26 protein-coding genes, 1 other RNA gene and 1 pseudogene are annotated in these 15,307 nt (G+C 60.0%); 18 read left to right on the forward strand and 10 right to left on the reverse strand.

Annotated features, from left to right (window positions below; genetic code table 11):
• Window positions 1-3 precede the first annotated feature (3 nt).
• From CKW40_RS17240 to CKW40_RS17260, 5 genes are all read right to left on the reverse strand, one after another.
• Window positions 4-1,194, reverse strand: a complete 1,191-nt coding sequence (locus CKW40_RS17240) for a vWA domain-containing protein (RefSeq protein ID WP_095201104.1) — start codon at window positions 1,192-1,194, stop codon at window positions 4-6.
• Window positions 1,195-1,200: 6 nt separating this feature from the next.
• Window positions 1,201-1,605 (reverse strand): type II toxin-antitoxin system HicB family antitoxin, encoded by a 405-nt coding sequence (locus tag CKW40_RS17245; RefSeq protein ID WP_032932100.1) that lies wholly within the window; start codon window positions 1,603-1,605, stop codon window positions 1,201-1,203.
• Between the two features lie 11 nt (window positions 1,606-1,616).
• Window positions 1,617-1,811 carry a type II toxin-antitoxin system HicA family toxin gene (locus CKW40_RS17250; protein WP_095201105.1) on the reverse strand — a complete coding sequence of 65 codons (195 nt, stop codon included), beginning with the start codon at window positions 1,809-1,811 and terminating at the stop codon, window positions 1,617-1,619.
• Between the two features lie 62 nt (window positions 1,812-1,873).
• Window positions 1,874-2,320: a GNAT family N-acetyltransferase gene (locus tag CKW40_RS17255; protein ID WP_095201106.1), complete on the reverse strand. Its 447-nt coding sequence runs from the start codon at window positions 2,318-2,320 to the stop codon at window positions 1,874-1,876.
• Between the two features lie 78 nt (window positions 2,321-2,398).
• Entirely contained in the window at window positions 2,399-3,238 is an 840-nt protein-coding gene (locus CKW40_RS17260; protein ID WP_095201107.1) for an AAA family ATPase, read from the reverse strand.
• A gap of 136 nt (window positions 3,239-3,374) precedes the next feature.
• On the opposite strand from CKW40_RS17260, the gene ssrS reads away from it, so the two are divergent.
• From ssrS to CKW40_RS17305, 9 genes are all read left to right on the forward strand, one after another.
• A non-coding RNA gene (gene ssrS, locus CKW40_RS17265) (6S RNA) lies at window positions 3,375-3,530 on the forward strand.
• 96 nt (window positions 3,531-3,626) lie between these two features.
• Entirely contained in the window at window positions 3,627-4,211 is a 585-nt protein-coding gene (locus CKW40_RS17270) for a 5-formyltetrahydrofolate cyclo-ligase (RefSeq protein ID WP_095201380.1), read from the forward strand.
• Between the two features lie 69 nt (window positions 4,212-4,280).
• A complete protein-coding gene (locus tag CKW40_RS17275) occupies window positions 4,281-4,808 on the forward strand; it encodes a DUF3592 domain-containing protein (protein WP_095201108.1) in 528 nt (175 codons plus the stop codon).
• A gap of 92 nt (window positions 4,809-4,900) precedes the next feature.
• The gene (locus CKW40_RS17280; protein WP_095201109.1) at window positions 4,901-5,182 is read left to right on the forward strand and encodes a BrnT family toxin; all 282 of its coding nucleotides are present in this window, start codon (window positions 4,901-4,903) and stop codon (window positions 5,180-5,182) included.
• A 31-nt stretch (window positions 5,183-5,213) separates the two neighbouring features.
• On the forward strand, window positions 5,214-5,501 hold the full coding sequence (locus tag CKW40_RS17285; RefSeq protein WP_095201110.1) for a helix-turn-helix domain-containing protein: 288 nt from the start codon (window positions 5,214-5,216) through the stop codon (window positions 5,499-5,501).
• Window positions 5,498-6,322 (forward strand): TIGR00282 family metallophosphoesterase, encoded by an 825-nt coding sequence (locus CKW40_RS17290; RefSeq protein WP_019861780.1) that lies wholly within the window; start codon window positions 5,498-5,500, stop codon window positions 6,320-6,322. The genes CKW40_RS17285 and CKW40_RS17290 overlap by 4 nt, the downstream gene beginning before the upstream one ends.
• A gap of 78 nt (window positions 6,323-6,400) precedes the next feature.
• The gene (locus CKW40_RS17295; protein WP_095201111.1) at window positions 6,401-7,168 is read left to right on the forward strand and encodes a TerC family protein; all 768 of its coding nucleotides are present in this window, start codon (window positions 6,401-6,403) and stop codon (window positions 7,166-7,168) included.
• An 85-nt stretch (window positions 7,169-7,253) separates the two neighbouring features.
• Window positions 7,254-7,541: a BrnT family toxin gene (locus CKW40_RS17300; protein WP_095201112.1), complete on the forward strand. Its 288-nt coding sequence runs from the start codon at window positions 7,254-7,256 to the stop codon at window positions 7,539-7,541.
• Window positions 7,522-7,809 carry a BrnA antitoxin family protein gene (locus CKW40_RS17305; RefSeq protein WP_095201113.1) on the forward strand — a complete coding sequence of 96 codons (288 nt, stop codon included), beginning with the start codon at window positions 7,522-7,524 and terminating at the stop codon, window positions 7,807-7,809. The genes CKW40_RS17300 and CKW40_RS17305 overlap by 20 nt, the downstream gene beginning before the upstream one ends.
• A 6-nt stretch (window positions 7,810-7,815) precedes the next feature.
• Here the strand turns inward: CKW40_RS17305 and CKW40_RS17310 are convergent, their stop codons facing one another.
• Window positions 7,816-8,283, reverse strand: a complete 468-nt coding sequence (locus tag CKW40_RS17310) for an SRPBCC family protein (protein ID WP_095201114.1) — start codon at window positions 8,281-8,283, stop codon at window positions 7,816-7,818.
• Between the two features lie 8 nt (window positions 8,284-8,291).
• Window positions 8,292-8,774, reverse strand: coding sequence for an SRPBCC domain-containing protein (locus tag CKW40_RS17315; protein WP_095201381.1), 483 nt, complete (start codon window positions 8,772-8,774; stop codon window positions 8,292-8,294).
• Window positions 8,775-8,825: 51 nt separating this feature from the next.
• On the opposite strand from CKW40_RS17315, the gene CKW40_RS17320 reads away from it, so the two are divergent.
• The 4 genes from CKW40_RS17320 to CKW40_RS17335 all read left to right on the forward strand — a co-directional run bounded on the left by CKW40_RS17320 (window position 8,826) and on the right by CKW40_RS17335 (window position 11,295).
• Entirely contained in the window at window positions 8,826-9,149 is a 324-nt protein-coding gene (locus CKW40_RS17320) for an ArsR/SmtB family transcription factor (RefSeq protein WP_095201115.1), read from the forward strand.
• Between the two features lie 213 nt (window positions 9,150-9,362).
• The gene (locus CKW40_RS17325) at window positions 9,363-10,112 is read left to right on the forward strand and encodes a YebC/PmpR family DNA-binding transcriptional regulator (protein ID WP_010912066.1); all 750 of its coding nucleotides are present in this window, start codon (window positions 9,363-9,365) and stop codon (window positions 10,110-10,112) included.
• Between the two features lie 95 nt (window positions 10,113-10,207).
• Window positions 10,208-10,972, forward strand: coding sequence for an RDD family protein (locus CKW40_RS17330; RefSeq protein WP_095201116.1), 765 nt, complete (start codon window positions 10,208-10,210; stop codon window positions 10,970-10,972).
• Window positions 10,969-11,295, forward strand: coding sequence for an Rdx family protein (locus CKW40_RS17335; RefSeq protein WP_095201117.1), 327 nt, complete (start codon window positions 10,969-10,971; stop codon window positions 11,293-11,295). Before CKW40_RS17330 ends, CKW40_RS17335 begins: the two co-directional genes overlap by 4 nt.
• 108 nt (window positions 11,296-11,403) lie before the next feature.
• Here the strand turns inward: CKW40_RS17335 and CKW40_RS17340 are convergent, their stop codons facing one another.
• Together CKW40_RS17340 and CKW40_RS17345 are read right to left on the reverse strand one after the other, a co-directional pair.
• Window positions 11,404-11,880: an anthrone oxygenase family protein gene (locus CKW40_RS17340; RefSeq protein WP_095201118.1), complete on the reverse strand. Its 477-nt coding sequence runs from the start codon at window positions 11,878-11,880 to the stop codon at window positions 11,404-11,406.
• A 1-nt stretch (window position 11,881) separates the two neighbouring features.
• Window positions 11,882-12,709 (reverse strand): NAD(P)H-binding protein, encoded by an 828-nt coding sequence (locus tag CKW40_RS17345; RefSeq protein WP_095201119.1) that lies wholly within the window; start codon window positions 12,707-12,709, stop codon window positions 11,882-11,884.
• Between the two features lie 124 nt (window positions 12,710-12,833).
• Between CKW40_RS17345 and CKW40_RS17350 the strand changes: the two genes are divergently transcribed.
• From CKW40_RS17350 to CKW40_RS42970, 4 genes are all read left to right on the forward strand, one after another.
• A complete protein-coding gene (locus CKW40_RS17350; protein WP_095201120.1) occupies window positions 12,834-13,463 on the forward strand; it encodes a TetR/AcrR family transcriptional regulator in 630 nt (209 codons plus the stop codon).
• A 201-nt stretch (window positions 13,464-13,664) separates the two neighbouring features.
• Window positions 13,665-14,357 (forward strand): DUF433 domain-containing protein, encoded by a 693-nt coding sequence (locus tag CKW40_RS17355; protein ID WP_095201121.1) that lies wholly within the window; start codon window positions 13,665-13,667, stop codon window positions 14,355-14,357.
• Entirely contained in the window at window positions 14,338-14,490 is a 153-nt protein-coding gene (locus CKW40_RS45755; protein WP_369333056.1) for a DUF5615 family PIN-like protein, read from the forward strand. The genes CKW40_RS17355 and CKW40_RS45755 overlap by 20 nt, the downstream gene beginning before the upstream one ends.
• Window positions 14,463-14,753: a hypothetical protein gene (locus CKW40_RS42970; protein ID WP_143748318.1), complete on the forward strand. Its 291-nt coding sequence runs from the start codon at window positions 14,463-14,465 to the stop codon at window positions 14,751-14,753. Before CKW40_RS45755 ends, CKW40_RS42970 begins: the two co-directional genes overlap by 28 nt.
• Before the next feature lie 13 nt (window positions 14,754-14,766).
• Here the strand turns inward: CKW40_RS42970 and CKW40_RS17360 are convergent, their stop codons facing one another.
• Window positions 14,767-15,003, reverse strand: a complete 237-nt coding sequence (locus tag CKW40_RS17360) for a DUF6471 domain-containing protein (RefSeq protein ID WP_095201382.1) — start codon at window positions 15,001-15,003, stop codon at window positions 14,767-14,769.
• 99 nt (window positions 15,004-15,102) lie between these two features.
• On the opposite strand from CKW40_RS17360, the pseudogene CKW40_RS42975 reads away from it, so the two are divergent.
• A pseudogene (locus CKW40_RS42975) lies at window positions 15,103-15,233 on the forward strand (IS1595 family transposase); the annotation flags it as partial.
• Between the last annotated feature and the right edge of the window lie 74 nt (window positions 15,234-15,307).

The raw sequence follows: 15,307 nt of genomic DNA on the forward strand, positions 1-15,307 counted from the left end.
CTTTCAATGCTTTCTGGAAAGCTGCTTCGTCGCGCTTTCGAGTCCGGCCAGCGTCAGCGGGAACATGCGGCCGCCGAAGATATCGCGGATCATGGCGATGGAATGGGTATAGCCCCAGTTCTTTTCGCTCTCGGGGTTCAGCCATACCGCGTTCGGCCATTGCTGCAGCAGGCGGCCGAGCCAGACGGCGCCGGCTTCCGGGTTCCAGTGTTCGACCGAGCCGCCGGGATGGGCGATCTCGTAGGGGCTCATCGAGGCATCGCCGACGACGATCACCTTGTAGTCCGGACCGTATTTATGGAGGAGGTCGAAGGTCGGGATCACCTCGGCATGGCGGCGGCGATTGTCCTTCCACACGCCCTCATAGAGGCAGTTGTGGAAGTAAAAATATTCGAGCTGGCGGAATTCGGCGCGTGCCGCCGAAAACAGCTCTTCGACACTCTTGATGTGGTCGTCCATCGAGCCGCCGACATCGAAGAACATCAAAAGCTTCACGGCGTTGCGACGCTCGGGTCGTGTCTGCACGTCGAGATAGCCATGCTCGGCGGTGGCGTGGATGGTGCCGGGCAGGTCGAATTCCTCCTCGGCGCCCTCGCGCACCCAGCGGCGCAGCCGCTTCAGCGCGATCTTGATGTTGCGGGTGCCAAGCTCGACGGCATCGTCGAAATTCCGGAACTCGCGCTTGTCCCACACCTTCACCGCGCGGCGGTTGCGGCTTTCGTGCTGGCCGATGCGCACGCCTTCGGGATTGTAGCCATAGGCGCCGAAGGGTGAGGTGCCGCCGGTGCCGATCCATTTCGAGCCGCCCTGGTGGCGGCCCTTCTGCTCCTCGAGCCGCTGCTTCAAGGTCTCCATCAGCTTTTCGAAACCACCGAGCGCCTCGACCAGTTTTTTCTCTTCCTCGGTCAGGTGCTTTTCGGCGAGCCGGCGCAGCCATTCCTCGGGAATATTGGCGACGTCGACCGCATCCGGTCCGCCCAGCGCTTCAACACCCTTGAAGACATGCGCGAACACCTGGTCGAAGCGGTCGATGTGGCGCTCATCCTTCACGAGAGCGGCGCGGGCGAGGTAATAAAAACCCTCGACGTCATAGTCCACCAGCCCGGCTTCCAGCCCTTCCAGCAGCGACAAATATTCCCGGAGCGAGACGGGGACACGCGCGGCCTTCAGTTCGAGGAAGAAGGGGATGAACATGGTCAGTTATCTATGGCCCTCGATCTTCTCTCGGGCGGCGCTTGCAATGAAGGCGGAACGTGTCAAGCCACGCCGGCCGGCTTCCTCGTCGATCGCCGCCAGGAGACCGGCGTCGAGCGATAGATTGGCCCGGACGGGGCGGCCGGAGTCGATCAGCACCGGTATCATCACGGCGGATTCACCTGAGGCGCTGTCAATTTCACCCTGTTTGAGCAGCTCGGCAACTGTACTGGATCCAGGCAGAGGCAGATGTTTTGCCAGGCGTGCTTCGGCCCATTCGCGCACGGCGGACGTTGCATCGGCAATGGCCTCTTCGGGGCTTGCGCCGCCACCATGGCAGCCGGGAAGATCGGGCACCCGCACCCCCCAGACATCCCTCGCGCCATCTAGAATTCCGACATAATGCGTCATGCGGTCCGTCCTCAAATCCATCCAGCCAGTCGGGCGATCGACCGGGCGACACCGGGAGATTGTTCACGATGCCGAGGCACGATGATTATCACCTCGGGTCGGTCCGAATGCTCATACTTATCGTGCTTGCCGCCGCCGACACTTAGCCAACCGTCGCGCAAAAGCCTGGTGACGATCTTGCGCGTATTGGTCTCGATCAGTGGCATCCACACTCCTGATCGTGCGCAATATATTGCGCAAAAGCTGCTATTTCAATCGTCAACTTTCTTCACAGCAGGTCATACTCGATGAAGCCGGTGCGGCGCGCGACATGGTCGTAGAGCTTGCGCGCGGTGGTGTTGGTCTCGTGCGTCATCCAGTAGACGTTCTTGACGCCGATTTTTTCCGCCGCGTCCTGTACTGCCTTGATCAGCGCGGCACCGATGCCCTTGCCGCGCACGTGTGGGTCAGCGAACAGATCCTGCAGATAGCAGTTGTTTTTCTCCGACCAGCCTGAGCGGTGGTAGAGATAGTGGGTGAGGCCGACCGCCTTGCCCTCGAGCGTGGCAATAAAGCCTTTCGGCTCGAACTCACCTTCCGTGAACAGCCGCTTCCAGGTGACGGCATAGACCTCTTCCGGCAGCTTGGTCTCGTAGAAGGTCAGATAGTCGGTCCAGAGGCGCTTCCAGTCGGCGTGGTCGGACTGCGCGAGCGGGCGGACAATAATCTCAGACATTTCATCTCCTCCGAAGGGTTCTGGCCGAAGCTGCCGTCCTGTCCGGCCGGCAGCAACGGTCCACAGAAGGGGAAAGCGCTATTGCTGCCGCCTCGCCATAAAGGCCAGCCGCTCGAACAGGTGCACGTCCTGTTCGTTCTTCAACAGCGCACCATGCAGTTTGGGCAATGCGTTCTTGGGGTCGGCGCGCAAATCCTCGGGCGCGATGTCGTCGGCGACCAGCAGCCTTATCCAGTCGAGTGCCTCGGAGGTCGACGGCTTCTTCTTCAGGCCTGGCACCTCGCGGATCTCGTAGAACTGGGTAAGGGCGGCGCGCACCAGGTTCTGCTTGATGCCGGGATAGTGGACATCGACAATCCTGTGCAGCGTGTCGACGTCGGGAAAGCGGATGTAGTGGAAGAAGCAGCGGCGCAGGAAGGCGTCCGGCAGTTCCTTCTCGTTGTTGGAGGTGATGATGACGATCGGCCTGATAGCAGCGCGGATGGTCTCGCCGGTCTCGTAGACGAAGAACTCCATCCGATCGAGTTCCTGCAGCAGGTCGTTGGGGAATTCGATGTCGGCCTTGTCGATCTCGTCGATCAACAGCACGACCTTCTTGCCCGCCGCGAACGCGTCCCAGAGCTTGCCGCGCTTGATGTAGTTCTTGATGTCATTGAACCTGGCATCGCCGAGCTGGCTGTCGCGCAGCCGCGACACGGCGTCATATTCGTAGAGACCTTGCTGCGCCCGCGTCGTCGATTTGACGTGCCATTCGATGAGATCGAGGCCGAGTGCTGATGCCACCTGGCGGGCAAGCTCGGTCTTGCCGGTGCCGGGCTCGCCCTTGACCAGCAAAGGCCGCTCCAGCGCGATCGCCGCGTTGACGGCCACCATCAGATCCTTGTCGGCGACATAGGCCGCCGTGCCTTCGAAACGCATTTTTGCTCCTTGGTTCACCCTGTGACCGTAAGGACGCCGCCCGGCCTGTGCAAGGGTGCGACGCGGGTGGCGAATAAAGCCACCGGGACCGCCTGCGTCACTGGCGCTTGACCGATCAGCGGCCTATATTGGGCAGGACGGTCTGTGCTTCCCGGCAGGAGAACATTTTCCCCGGGGCCTTAACGATCCTTAGGGAGCTGTCCCTGGGAAGACCCGTGGGTTTTCTCACACGGCGCCCACCTACTTTGTAGGTTCCCGGGATCGCTCTCTCCACCGGTTGTGTGGATCGTCACTTCTTGCAGCGCATCCACGCATTGCGGTGGATGATGCGGTAGAAAACGTCGCTCCCAAAACGCCATCCAGATCCGGCCTTTTCTATCATCCGCGCATGACATCTCTCAAAGACCAGAAAAAACAGCTGCGGCGCGAAGCGCTTGGACGCCGCGACGCGCTCGACGAGTTCTGGCGGGTGGAGATGGCGCTCGAAATGGCCGAGACGGCGCGCGACCATCTCGCTGTCGAGCCCGGTCAGATCGTATCCGGCTTCTGGCCGATGCGTTCGGAAGTCGACGTCAGGCCCTTGATGTTTGCCCTGCGCGAACAGGGCGCCAGGCTTTGCCTGCCAGCCATTCTCGACAAGACCACGATCGTCTTTCGCGAGCTGGTGCGCGGCGCGCCGATGGTGGACATGGGCTTCGGCACGGTCGGGCCGCATGAAGAGGCCGAGGTGCTTGATCCCGAGGTGATGCTGGTGCCGCTCGCCGCCTTCGATGCGCGCGGACACCGCATCGGCTATGGCGCCGGCTATTACGACCGCGCGATCGCCAGGCTTGTCGACAAGGGGCATACGCCCAGGCTGATCGGCATCGCCTTCGACTGCCAGGAGGTGGCGCAGGTTCCGGACGAGAACCATGACGTGATCATCCCGGAAATACTCACCGAGAGCGGGTTGCGCCGCTTCGGCGTCGCTTAAAATATCGCGATCTGCTTAACGGGTTTCCAAGACATACCGGATACTATTCCTGCAATACGGTCCGGGCCGATGGCGATCATGGTTTTTGTCTTTGCACGCTTCCTGCTGATGCCGTTCGTCCTGATCGCGGTGACGCTGCTGGCGATGGCATTGCACATCATCGGAACCTCCCTGCATCACCAGGCCGCCTGGCAGCAGACGGTTGCCACCGTGACCTCTGTCAGTCCCTACAGTGAAAAACAGGAAAACGGCCTCACCACGGATGGCATCGATGTCGCCGTCACCTATGTGGCCAACGACGCGCCGATGAGCTGGTCCGGCAAGGGAAAGATCATCGGCCTTTACAAGGCAGTCGTGGGCGACAAGGTGGAGTTGTACTACGACCCTGCCGATCCTTCGAAGCTCGATACCGCCGCGATGAAGGGCTGGCGCGGTGGGCTGTTGCTTGTTGCCGTTACGGGCGGTTTCATCGTCTTCTATGTCTGGTTTTTCTGGTTGCGCGGACGGAAGCCGCCGTCGCCGTCGTCGCCTGTTCGCGTCATGGGCGCGGTCGCAAAGCAGGGCCAACAGCAGCGTGGTACTTTCGGTCGGCGTTAGAGGCGGAAGTGCTGACCGAGAGCGAATTGCGCCGGTTCACGGCTTGACGTTTATGCCCGTCTGGCACTACTACTGAATTCCAGTAGGTTGGCATGCTTGAATTCGAGTGGGACGACGAGAAAGCAGCGAGCAATCTTGCCAAGCATGGTGTGGCATTTTCCGATGCCAAGCGCCTGTTCGATGACATCCATGCGCTGCACTATTCCGATCGCTCCATGGGCTACGAGGAGGAGCGGTTCATCGGCATCGGCATCGTCAACGGATTGGTGCTGACGGTGGTTTACACCGAACGCGGCGACCGAATAAGACTGATCTCCGCCAGAAAGGCGACGCGCCATGAGCAGAAAGCATATGACCAAGCACGCAGGGACTGAATCCGAGACCGATTGGGACCGCCTGCGCACGATGAGCGACGCGGATGCGGAGGCTGGCGCTTTGGCGGACAAGGACAATCCTCCGATCGCCACCGATCGGCCGGGCATGGCACCTGTCGCGCGTGTCAAAGTGATCCGCCGGGCTTTGCATCTCACCCAGGAGGAGTTTTCGGTCCGCTATCGCATTCCGCTCGGTACGCTCAGAGACTGGGAACAAGGAAGAACCGAGCCGGACCAGGCAGCGCAGGCCTATTTGCAGGTTATCGCCAAGGAGCCGGAAACGGTGTCGCGGGCGCTCGGCACGCGTAGCGCCGCATGAGACTTCTTTTCCTCGGCGACATGGTTGGCAAGACGGGACGCACGGCGGTTTGGGAACAACTGCCTGGCCTGATCTCGGATTTCAAACTCGATTTCGTCATCGTCAATGGCGAAAATGCTGCCGGTGGCTTCGGCATCACCGAAGAGATCTTTCGCGAGACCATCGCGGCCGGGGCCGATGTTGTCACCACCGGCAACCATGTCTGGGACCAGCGCGACGCGCTCGCCTTCGCGCCGCGCGAAGAACGCTTCCTGCGTCCCTCCAACTTTCCCAAGGGCACGCCGGGGCGCGGCTCCGGCGTCTACATCGCCAGGAGCGGCGCGCGCGTGCTGGTCGCCAACATCATGGGCAGGGTGTTCATGCATCCCGAGCTCGACGATCCGTTCCAGGCCGGCGAGCGCGAGCTTGCCGCCTGTCCGCTCGGCGAGCAGGCGGATGCGGTGGTGATCGACTTCCATGCCGAGGCGACCTCGGAAAAGATGTGCTTCGCGCATTTCGTCGACGGCCGCGCCAGCCTGGTGGTCGGCACCCACACGCACCAGCCGACCGCCGACCACCAGATCCTCAATGGCGGCACCGGCTATCTGTCGGATGCCGGCATGTGCGGCGACTATGATTCCTCGCTCGGCATGGACAAGGAGGAACCGCTCAACCGGTTCCTGTCGAAAGTGCCGAAGGGGCGCTTCGAGGCCGCGACCGGCCCGGCGACCTTGTGTGGGGTTGGCGTCAATATTTCCGATCGTACCGGACTGACCGAGAAGATCGCGCCGTTTCGTCGCGGGCCGAGACTCGAAGAAACGGCTCCGTCCTTCTGGTCGTGACATTGATATAGGCGCGCGCAGTACCTAACTGCCGACGACATCTGCTTCAGATCGTTAAAAGAGGGGACAACGACCTCCATGCAGCTTATCGATTTTCTTGCGCCGCATTTTCAATTCGTTTCCGATCCAACGGCCTGGGTCGCCTTGCTGACACTGGTGGTGCTGGAAATTGTGCTCGGCATCGACAATCTGATCTTCATCTCGATCCTGACCAACAAACTGCCGGAGGCGCAGCGTGCTCGCGCCCGCCGGCTCGGCATTTCGGCGGCGCTGGTCATGCGGCTGGTGCTGCTCGCCACCATCTCGATCATCGTCCAGCTGACGACGCCGGTGTTCACCGCCTTCGGCCATGGCTTCTCCTGGCGCGACCTGATCCTGATCGCCGGCGGCCTGTTCCTGGTCTGGAAGGCGACCAAGGAAATCCATCACACGGTCGATCCCGACGATCATCAGGATACGATGCTGGGCGGAACGCTGCAGATCAGCCTGGCCGGCGCGATCTTCCAGATCCTGCTGCTCGACCTCGTCTTCTCGATCGATTCCATCATCACCGCCGTCGGCATGACCGACGAGATCGCAATCATGTACATCGCCGTGATCGTGGCCGTCACCGTGATGATGCTGGCGGCCGGGCCGCTCGCCAACTTCATCGCCAAGAATCCCAGCATCGTCATGCTAGCTCTGGGCTTCCTGCTGATGATCGGCATGACGCTGATCGCCGACGGCATGGGTTATCACGTGCCCAAGGGCTACATTTACGCGGCGATGGGCTTCTCGGCGCTGGTCGAAGGGCTCAACATGCTGGCGCGGCGGCGCAAGAAAGCGAGAACCGGCGACGGGCACTGAGCGTTGGTACGCGGCCGCGCCGGCTATAGTTTGGGTTGACTCTTACCAAATTGTACATACACTATTGTAAATCGATGGTGCGCTTTTGCAGTTTGAATGGGATCCTGAGAAGGCTAGGCGCAATCTCGCTAAGCACGGTATCGCGTTCGATCTCGCTCAGAAGATTTTCGATGATCCGCTTCATCTCATCGTGCCTGACCGGTTTGAAGATGGTGAGCAACGATGGCACGCGATCGGGATGATCGAGGCTGTGGTGGTGTTGCCGGTTGTCCATACCTACCCAGACTACGAAAATGAGCAGCGGGTTCGGATCATTGGTGCGCGGAAAGCGACGCCGCATGAAAGGAGGCGCTATGAGCAGGAAGGGCCTTAGTCAGGATCAGCGCAACCAGCTCGCCAAGCTGGCCGAGTTGCCTGATCGTGAGATTGATACTTCCGACATCCCGGAGGCTCCGGCTGAGAACTGGATTCATGCCCGTCGCGGGCATCTCTATCGACCACTCAAGCAGCCGGTGACCATTCGGCTTGATGCTGACGTGCTATCCTGGTTCAAGGAGCAAGTCGGAGGAGGTGGCTACCAGACCGAAATCAATCGCGTGCTCCGCCACCATGTGATCGAACAGGAAAAGCGTCGATCCTGAGCCGGTTCAGTTGGCCGCCACACCCTTCGGGTGGCGGTCGCCGATTAGGCCCAGCGTCAGGCCTTGTTCCAGCCAGGCCTTGGCGCCGGCCAGTACCAGCGTGAAGCCACCGGTCGAGCCGATCGCTTCTTTCACCTGTTCATCGGCCGTGCCGGCGAAGCCGAAGTTCCGGACCTCGAGAAAGGTCGCATCATCAGGCATTTCGGTGAAGGTCCAGATCACCGTGGTCGGTGGATCGCTCCATTGCATGACGATCTTCTCGTCCTTGATGATCTCGCTGACGTTGGCCGTCGTCGAGACGCCATACATGCGCCACTCCCAGCGAACCGCCTTGCCGCTGTCGAGCCGGCCGCTGCCGTGGGTGAACCAGAATTTGGTGGTGATGGCCGGATCGACAATGGCCTCGAACACTTCGGCGACCGGCCGCCGGATCAGCATGCCGGCTTCGGCTGTGGGCGTTTCGCGGATTTCCATGGGAACTCTCAAACATTGGACTCGTTGGCAGGTTCGCCCTTCATCTCGCTGCGGTAATAGCCGTCGCGCAGATTGATGCCGTATTCGACATAGGCCTTCATGCAGGCCAGCATCTGCGACCAGCCCTCGCAGTTGAGGTAGGATTTCTTCAAGCCGACCGCGCCTTCCTGCCAGCCGCTTTCGGCGATGGTGACGAAGGTGCCGCCATCGTCGAGTGGCTCGAAATTCATCTCGATGCGCGTCTTGTAGGCCGGCTTGCCGTCGGCGTCGGTGGCATCCCAGCGCAGCACGATGCGGCTGTCCTTGACCACTTCGTCGACCTCGACCGGTACCTTGCCCCACCAGACGACACTAGTGCCGGTTTGCAGCGGCGCGCTGGCGCCGCCGACGGTGGTGAAATAGCCGCTCAGCTTCTTCGGATTGACGACGGCGTCGAAGACTTCGGCGACCGGTTTGCCGATGCGGCCGGAGACCCTGAATCCAAGAGACATATCCACAGCTCCTTGCTTGATCGGCACAACGATATGTTATAGAAATATAACATGTCAAGCCGATCCCAGGACGACAATGTTTTCAAAGCGCTGGCGCATCCGCGCCGGCGCGAAATGCTGGATCAGCTGAAGGATGAGCCAAAGACCACCGGCATGCTGTGCGATGTCTTTCCCAACATCGACCGCTGCACCGTCATGTTGCACCTCAAGGTGCTGGAGGAGGCGGAGCTGATCGTTGCGCGCCGCGACGGACGCGAACGCTGGAACCATCTCAATGCGCTGCCGATCAAGCAGATCCATGACCGCTGGATCAGCCAATATGCCGGCCATGCGCTCAGCATCATCGACCAGATGAAGTCCGATCTCGAAGCGTGAGTGCTTGCAGACATCCTTGTTGGTTGCCCGCAGCACGGCGCGGCTGGACGAATTGAGCCGATTTATCTATAAGCCGGCCATTCCGACAGAGAACGCCGTGCTTCCGCGGGTTGCAGCTCGGACGCTCTGAAATTTTGAATTCGAGCATTTTGCAAGGGCGAGGTGATCCACCTGGCTGCGAAATGCTCTAGCCGAGAACACGACAGGGGTGCCATGGCTGGCCATTCACAGTTCAAGAACATCATGCACCGCAAGGGCCGTCAGGACGCGGTGCGGTCGAAAATGTTTTCCAAGCTGGCGCGCGAAATCACCGTCGCCGCCAAGAGCGGCACACCCGACCCATCGATGAATCCACGCCTGCGACTGGCCATCCAGAACGCCAAGGCGGTGTCGATGCCGAAGGACAACATCCAGCGCGCCATCAACAAGGCCTCGATGGGCGATGCCGAGAACTATGAGGCGGTGCGCTATGAAGGCTATGGCCCAGGTGGCGTCGCCGTCATCGTCGAGGCCTTGACCGACAACCGCAACCGCTCGGCGTCGAATGTCCGCGCGGCCTTCACCAAGGCCGGTGGCGCGATGGGCGAAACCGGATCGGTGTCCTTCATGTGGGACCGTGTCGGTGAGATCTATTACCCGGCATCGGCCGGCAGCGCCGACAAGGTCATGGAAGCGGCGATCGAAGCCGGCGCTGACGACGTGGAAAGCGACGAGGAAGGCCACACGATCTATTGTGCTTTCGAGAATCTCGGCGAGGTGTCGAAGGCGCTGGAAGCCGCGCTCGGCGAGGCGGAATCGGTGAAACTGATCTGGCGGCCGCAGAACAATGTTCCGGTCGACGAGGAACGGGCGCAATCGCTGATGAAGCTGGTCGCCACGCTCGAGGATGACGATGACGTGCAGAGCGTCTACGCCAACTTCGAGGTCGATGACGAGACACTGGCCAAGCTCAGCGCGGCCTGAGTTTCTGACCGTCACACGGAAGTGTGTAGGCGAACGCCATAGCCAAGGACTCCCCACCCAACTTATAGATCAGTCAGTTGTCGGCGGGAGGTGAGATGACTGGCGAAGGGATGGAGCATGCCTCTGCGATGGCTTGGCCTCGCCGCGGTGGCTTCTGGCGTCGGTTCCTTGCTTCGTTTATCGACTACCTTGTCGTGCTGATACCCCTCTATTTTCTGGGGGCTGGCTTGTTCCCGCTGACCGACGGTGGGGTGAAAGGTCACTTCTGGCTGTTAAAAGTATGCAGTTCGGCCAAGGTGCATGGCGGTCCGTCGCTTGAATTTTGGCAGGTGTGCAGGTCGTCTCAATTCAGCTTTCCAATAGCCGATTGGGCAGTCGGCACCCAATTTGCAAACCTCGAGACGGTTTCGATCGATCTTAATTCGAAGGGGAATTTTCGACCTGCGGCATTGGATCTGGGTTTCCCCCAGTTACCCGCTCTGGCGATCTATCTTCTTGTCATGGAGATGGCCTTGGGCCGATCAGTCGGTAAGCGGGCTTTGGTGCTCGTCGTGTATGACGAGAATAACTGGCAGAGAAGAGGCTTGCCCTTGCAAAAGGCGTTTCGTCGACAGGTGATCAAGTTTCTCGGCGCTTTCCCCCTCGTACTGACGGGAGCCTGGTCTGCCTTTCAGGCCTGGGGGAGCGTTCCGGGACCTGCGCCGAGCTATTCCTGGTTGGAATTCGTGACTGCCTTCGTCGCGTTTGGCTTGGCTTTGATCTGGCCGCTCTGGATCGGAATATCGATAGCGTTGGGCCATGAGCCGATCCATGATCGGATAGCCGGCACAACCGTTCGCACCCGCGAGACACATGAATGACCCACTCGGAGAAACCTCGGATCGTCATCACCTATTGCACGCAGTGCCAATGGCTGTTGCGTGCCGGCTGGATGGCGCAGGAGCTGCTGTCCACCTTCGGCACCGATCTCGGCGAAGTGACGCTGGTACCCGGCACCGGCGGCATCTTCACCATCTCCTGCAACGATATTCTCATCTGGGACCGCAAGCGCGACGGCGGCTTTCCGGACGCGGCAAAGCTGAAGCAGCTGGTACGCGACGTGATCGACCCCGATCGCGATCTCGGTCATTCCGACCGCAAAGGTCACACGTCAAAAGGACACACGCAAAAAGACCCCGCCTGAGCGGAGCCTTTTGCGTTCATCGGCTGCTTTGTTTGACGCGATTCCCAAGGGAAAGCGCTAGGCGCTTTTCCCGGGAAAACCGCTGCACACTTTTCCTGGAATTGCTTTCTATAGCAGTGCGAAGATAAAGCAGGCCATCGCCACGATGGCGGTGACGGTGCGGACGTGGTTCCACATCACCCATTGGCTCAGATGGTTCGCCCACACGGCGGCGCCATTGCTGCTGGCCGGGTCGACGGCGGCAAGCGCATCATTGAGCGGCACGTTGAAGACCATGGTCACAATCGGATTGCCGACGAAATAGATCACGGCGCCGGCGAGCAGCCAATAGGTGCCCAACTGGCTCCAGCCCAAGAGAGCAGCGGCAATGAGCACGAGGCAGATGAGGCCGGTGCCGAAAAGTGCCGTCATGAAAGTCGGCGTGATAACCGTGATGTTGATCGAATTCATCGCCGCGATGCCGCTCGGGACGGGCAGTCGGGCAAGTGCTGCCATGACGAAGTTGGAAAAGGCGAAGAACACGCCGCCGACGACGCCCGAGCCGATTGCGGCGATGATGGTGAGGGCGGGAACAAGCTTGGTCATTTCAGTTGCTCCAGATGCCGGTTGCGGCGGTTTCGGTTGCGTAGGCGGAAAAGTCTTTCGGCGCACGGCCAAGCACGCGCTGGACGCCGTCGGTGAGCGACTCGTTGCGGCCGTCGAGCACCTGGGTGAACAGCTCATCGAGCAGCCAGACGATTTCGGGTGGAAGTTCGTACGACGCGACAGCGGCCGTGAACTCGTCATGCGAAATTCTGACAAAGCGGATGTCGCGTCCTGCCGCCTTGGCAATTTCGGCGACCGCGTCGGCGAAGCTCAACAGCCGCGGCCCGGTGAGCTCATAGAGCTGGCTGATATGACCGGGCTCAGTCAGCACCGCTTCGGCGGCGTCGGCGATGTCGTCGACATCGACAAAGGGTTCGCCGACAGACCCGACCGGCAGTGCCACCTCGCCCGCCAGCAGCGGCTCGATAAGAAAGCCTTCGCTGAAATTCTGCGAGAACCACGCGCAGCGCAGGATCGTCCAGTCGGCACCGGAAGCTTTCAGCATCTCTTCGGCGCGCTGCGCCTCGTGCTCGCCGCGGCCCGACAAAAGCACCAGCCGGCGAACGCCATGCCGCACGGCAAGGCGGGCGAAGGCATCGATCACTTCGGCGGCGCCCGGCACGGCGATGTCGGGATAGTAGCTGATGTAGACCGCGCTGACGCCCTCGAGTGCAGGAGCCCAGCTTGCGGGGGCTTCCCAGTCGAAGCGCGGCGTGGCGGAACGGGAGCCGATCCGTACCGGAATGCCGCGCGCCGTCAGCCGCTCGGCGAGACGGCGGCCGGTCTTGCCGGTGCCGCCGAGGATCAGGATTGGTTTGGTGTCGGTCATGGGGGTTTCCTTTGTTTAAAAACATGAGCAATCCTCACATTTGCAAAACGTGATAAACCCTCGTATTTTGCGAGTCAAGCCATTTCCCCGGCGATTTTGCCGAATGCGTTGTTGGAGACAGTCCATGGAAGGCACGCCGGCCAATGAGCAGATCGCTTCGCCACGGCGGGCGCCAAGCCAGCAGCGCAGCCGCGAGCGGGTGGAGCGCATGCTGGCCGCGGCCTCGGCGCTGATCACCGAGCAAGGCAGCGACGCCATGCGCATGGGCGAAGTCGCGGAACGGGCAGGGGTGTCGATCGGCTCGCTCTACCAGTTCTTTCCCGACAAGCGGGCGATCATCTGGGCACTGGCCGAGCGCTACACGGCCGAAAGCCAGGCCTGTATCTCGGCGGCACTTGCCGATGTCAGTGATGTGGAAGGGCTGAACCAGGCTTTTTCGGAGCTGGTCGACATCTATTACGGGCTGTTCCTGGCCGAGCCGGTGATGCGCGACATCTGGTCGGGCACGCAGGCCGACAAGGCGCTACGCCAGCTCGAACTCGCCGACAGTCGCGCCAATGCTGAATTCCTCGTGGCGGTGCTGAAACGCTTGCGTCCCGACGCCGATCCGGTCTCCCTGGAGACGACGGCGTTTCTCGTCTGGCAAATGGGCGAGGCCGCGGTACGGCTGGCCATCTCGGTCGAGCGGCAGGAGGGAGACAGGCTGGTCGCCGCCTACAAGCGCATGGCGCTGCGGGAACTGACTGGAGACTGAGTGACCCTACGCGTGTTCATTTTCCCGGTATTATGGAGCAAACTCACCAAATATGATGATGTTTGCCGCAGTTTATGATGTCTACAATACCTGTAGCGTGGCGGGCGCGGCCTAATTTCATATTTCAGCCTTGAATCTGGGGCTTAGGAGGCCTAAACTATTCCCTGTTCGGGGAATGGTTTCCCTGAAGGAGCAATTATCATGAATTACCTTTGCACGAAACACGAGGATCGAAATGGCTCGTTGGTCTCGCGCAATTTGCTATCGCTGAAGGAAGTTGTGACGCTGGCAGACGTGTCGGAAAGGCGCGTGCGCAAGGATATTGAAACGGGAGTTCTTGCTGCACCTCGCTTCGTCCGGTTGGGAGATTCCAGGCTGGCATTTACCTGGAGTTACGTAGTGGTTTTGGCCGCTGTGTACGGGAATGAGTCCCTCACCGGCAAACTTCGAAAGCGAGCACTTTGCAAGCTTGACCAACTCAGGCCTGTTAACTGGACCGTAGCGCCAAGCTCAGATGGTGAGAACGCGCGATGGATATGCGCATATGACAAAAGGGCATCGGTCGATATCGATCTATACCTGAATATCGATCTAAGCAGGGTTGTTCACCGCGTTTCGCCGCGCCTTGAGGTGTACTGCACGGGTCTTTCGCGCGTGGAAGAAAAAGAAGACGTTTTGGGGGGTGAAGCTGTTTTTACGGGATCCCGGCTTTCAGTCTTGCATATCGGCAAGATGGTTGACGGTGGGGAGCGCGTTGAAAACATTCTGGAAGACTATCCATACCTGAACGAGGACGACATCAAATTTGCGTCCTTGTATTACCGCGCGCATCCGCCGACTGGTCGGCCTCGCGCTAGCAGCGAGCCGGCCCATGATGAAAACCTTGTTGGATGAGAATATTTCGCCAGCCCTACGCAACCCGCTTTGGGAGCGAGGAATAGACACCGTGACCGTGAGAGATCGCGGGTTGCTTTCGGCTGACGACATGTCGTTTGGAGGTTGGGACAGACTGAAGATCGATCAGTAGTAACCATCAATGCTGGCGACTTTCGCCGGTTGGCTAGGCAGACCCCCGGTCATGCCGGGTTGATCATTATTCCGAGTGGCAGCGGAAGAGATGGTCAGCTTCGGATGATTGAGAGCGTGTTTGACAAGGCGCTGGAAAAGAATGTTATTTTGCCGAGCCTGCGGTCATGTATTTATGAAGTTTTGGAGGACGGAAGCATCAAGATCGAAGTCTCGGAAGAGCCTGCGATCTTGAAAGGCACCACCCTCCGTGTTGTGAACTAAACGAGGGGGCACCTCAAGTTTCCAAGCTGACCTGCCGGACGCCGATTACGTCCATGCACATCATGAAAAAAGCAGCGGTGAAGCTGCCCCGGCTTATCTTGTTCGCCAAATTGCGCTCGCTTTCGTGCGCGCCCTTCGCGGTCAACTTCTCGGCCAGCGCCGCATACGTTATGCCTCGGCGCTTCAACTCGCCTTTCAGTATGTTTTTCGCCTGCTCCTCATAGGAAGCGGTCAGGGTATTATCCGCCATCATCATTTCTCCAGATAAAACATCACAAATGATGATATATACCCTTGCATGTGCCGATTCAATGTCCTAAATCCGATGTACAATATCGTCGGATTTGATATGTCTCAGCACTTCCTCCTCTCCCCCCGCCGCCAAGACCCTCTCGCTGGTCAAGGTTATGCGCATGTCGGACACGGAAGCCCGGACGGCTTTTCCGCAAGATACGCTGGTCGGAAACGGATGGTGAGCCGCAATACGCTATGGTCGTGAGTGCAGTTGGCGTCGCGCCGAAGTCGGCCCGGTGGTGCGGGTATTGGCAGCGCCG

Origin of the sequence: Mesorhizobium carmichaelinearum (genome assembly GCF_900199455.1) — a bacterium.
In the GTDB taxonomy this organism is placed as follows: domain Bacteria; phylum Pseudomonadota; class Alphaproteobacteria; order Rhizobiales; family Rhizobiaceae; genus Mesorhizobium; species Mesorhizobium carmichaelinearum.

Excerpts from the sequence above, each read along its gene's own strand:
- CKW40_RS17355 (WP_095201121.1), top strand. The coding sequence starts at position 13,665 with ATGAATTACCTTTGCACGAAACACGAGGATCGAAATGGCTCGTTGGTC.
- CKW40_RS17285 (WP_095201110.1), top strand. The coding sequence starts at position 5,214 with ATGAGCGACGCGGATGCGGAGGCTGGCGCTTTGGCGGACAAGGACAAT.
- CKW40_RS17290 (WP_019861780.1), top strand. The coding sequence starts at position 5,498 with ATGAGACTTCTTTTCCTCGGCGACATGGTTGGCAAGACGGGACGCACG.
- CKW40_RS17360 (WP_095201382.1), bottom strand. The coding sequence starts at position 15,003 with ATGGCGGATAATACCCTGACCGCTTCCTATGAGGAGCAGGCGAAAAAC.
- CKW40_RS17350 (WP_095201120.1), top strand. The coding sequence starts at position 12,834 with ATGGAAGGCACGCCGGCCAATGAGCAGATCGCTTCGCCACGGCGGGCG.
- CKW40_RS17320 (WP_095201115.1), top strand. The coding sequence starts at position 8,826 with ATGTCAAGCCGATCCCAGGACGACAATGTTTTCAAAGCGCTGGCGCAT.
- CKW40_RS17280 (WP_095201109.1), top strand. The coding sequence starts at position 4,901 with ATGCTTGAATTCGAGTGGGACGACGAGAAAGCAGCGAGCAATCTTGCC.
- CKW40_RS17260 (WP_095201107.1), bottom strand. The coding sequence starts at position 3,238 with ATGCGTTTCGAAGGCACGGCGGCCTATGTCGCCGACAAGGATCTGATG.
- CKW40_RS17240 (WP_095201104.1), bottom strand. The coding sequence starts at position 1,194 with ATGTTCATCCCCTTCTTCCTCGAACTGAAGGCCGCGCGTGTCCCCGTC.
- CKW40_RS17245 (WP_032932100.1), bottom strand. The coding sequence starts at position 1,605 with ATGACGCATTATGTCGGAATTCTAGATGGCGCGAGGGATGTCTGGGGG.
- CKW40_RS17275 (WP_095201108.1), top strand. The coding sequence starts at position 4,281 with ATGGCGATCATGGTTTTTGTCTTTGCACGCTTCCTGCTGATGCCGTTC.
- CKW40_RS45755 (WP_369333056.1), top strand. The coding sequence starts at position 14,338 with ATGAAAACCTTGTTGGATGAGAATATTTCGCCAGCCCTACGCAACCCG.
- CKW40_RS17305 (WP_095201113.1), top strand. The coding sequence starts at position 7,522 with ATGAGCAGGAAGGGCCTTAGTCAGGATCAGCGCAACCAGCTCGCCAAG.
- CKW40_RS17340 (WP_095201118.1), bottom strand. The coding sequence starts at position 11,880 with ATGACCAAGCTTGTTCCCGCCCTCACCATCATCGCCGCAATCGGCTCG.
- CKW40_RS17325 (WP_010912066.1), top strand. The coding sequence starts at position 9,363 with ATGGCTGGCCATTCACAGTTCAAGAACATCATGCACCGCAAGGGCCGT.
- CKW40_RS17345 (WP_095201119.1), bottom strand. The coding sequence starts at position 12,709 with ATGACCGACACCAAACCAATCCTGATCCTCGGCGGCACCGGCAAGACC.
- CKW40_RS17255 (WP_095201106.1), bottom strand. The coding sequence starts at position 2,320 with ATGTCTGAGATTATTGTCCGCCCGCTCGCGCAGTCCGACCACGCCGAC.
- CKW40_RS17310 (WP_095201114.1), bottom strand. The coding sequence starts at position 8,283 with ATGGAAATCCGCGAAACGCCCACAGCCGAAGCCGGCATGCTGATCCGG.
- CKW40_RS17330 (WP_095201116.1), top strand. The coding sequence starts at position 10,208 with ATGACTGGCGAAGGGATGGAGCATGCCTCTGCGATGGCTTGGCCTCGC.
- CKW40_RS17335 (WP_095201117.1), top strand. The coding sequence starts at position 10,969 with ATGACCCACTCGGAGAAACCTCGGATCGTCATCACCTATTGCACGCAG.
- CKW40_RS17315 (WP_095201381.1), bottom strand. The coding sequence starts at position 8,774 with ATGTCTCTTGGATTCAGGGTCTCCGGCCGCATCGGCAAACCGGTCGCC.
- CKW40_RS17270 (WP_095201380.1), top strand. The coding sequence starts at position 3,627 with ATGACATCTCTCAAAGACCAGAAAAAACAGCTGCGGCGCGAAGCGCTT.
- CKW40_RS17295 (WP_095201111.1), top strand. The coding sequence starts at position 6,401 with ATGCAGCTTATCGATTTTCTTGCGCCGCATTTTCAATTCGTTTCCGAT.
- CKW40_RS17250 (WP_095201105.1), bottom strand. The coding sequence starts at position 1,811 with ATGCCACTGATCGAGACCAATACGCGCAAGATCGTCACCAGGCTTTTG.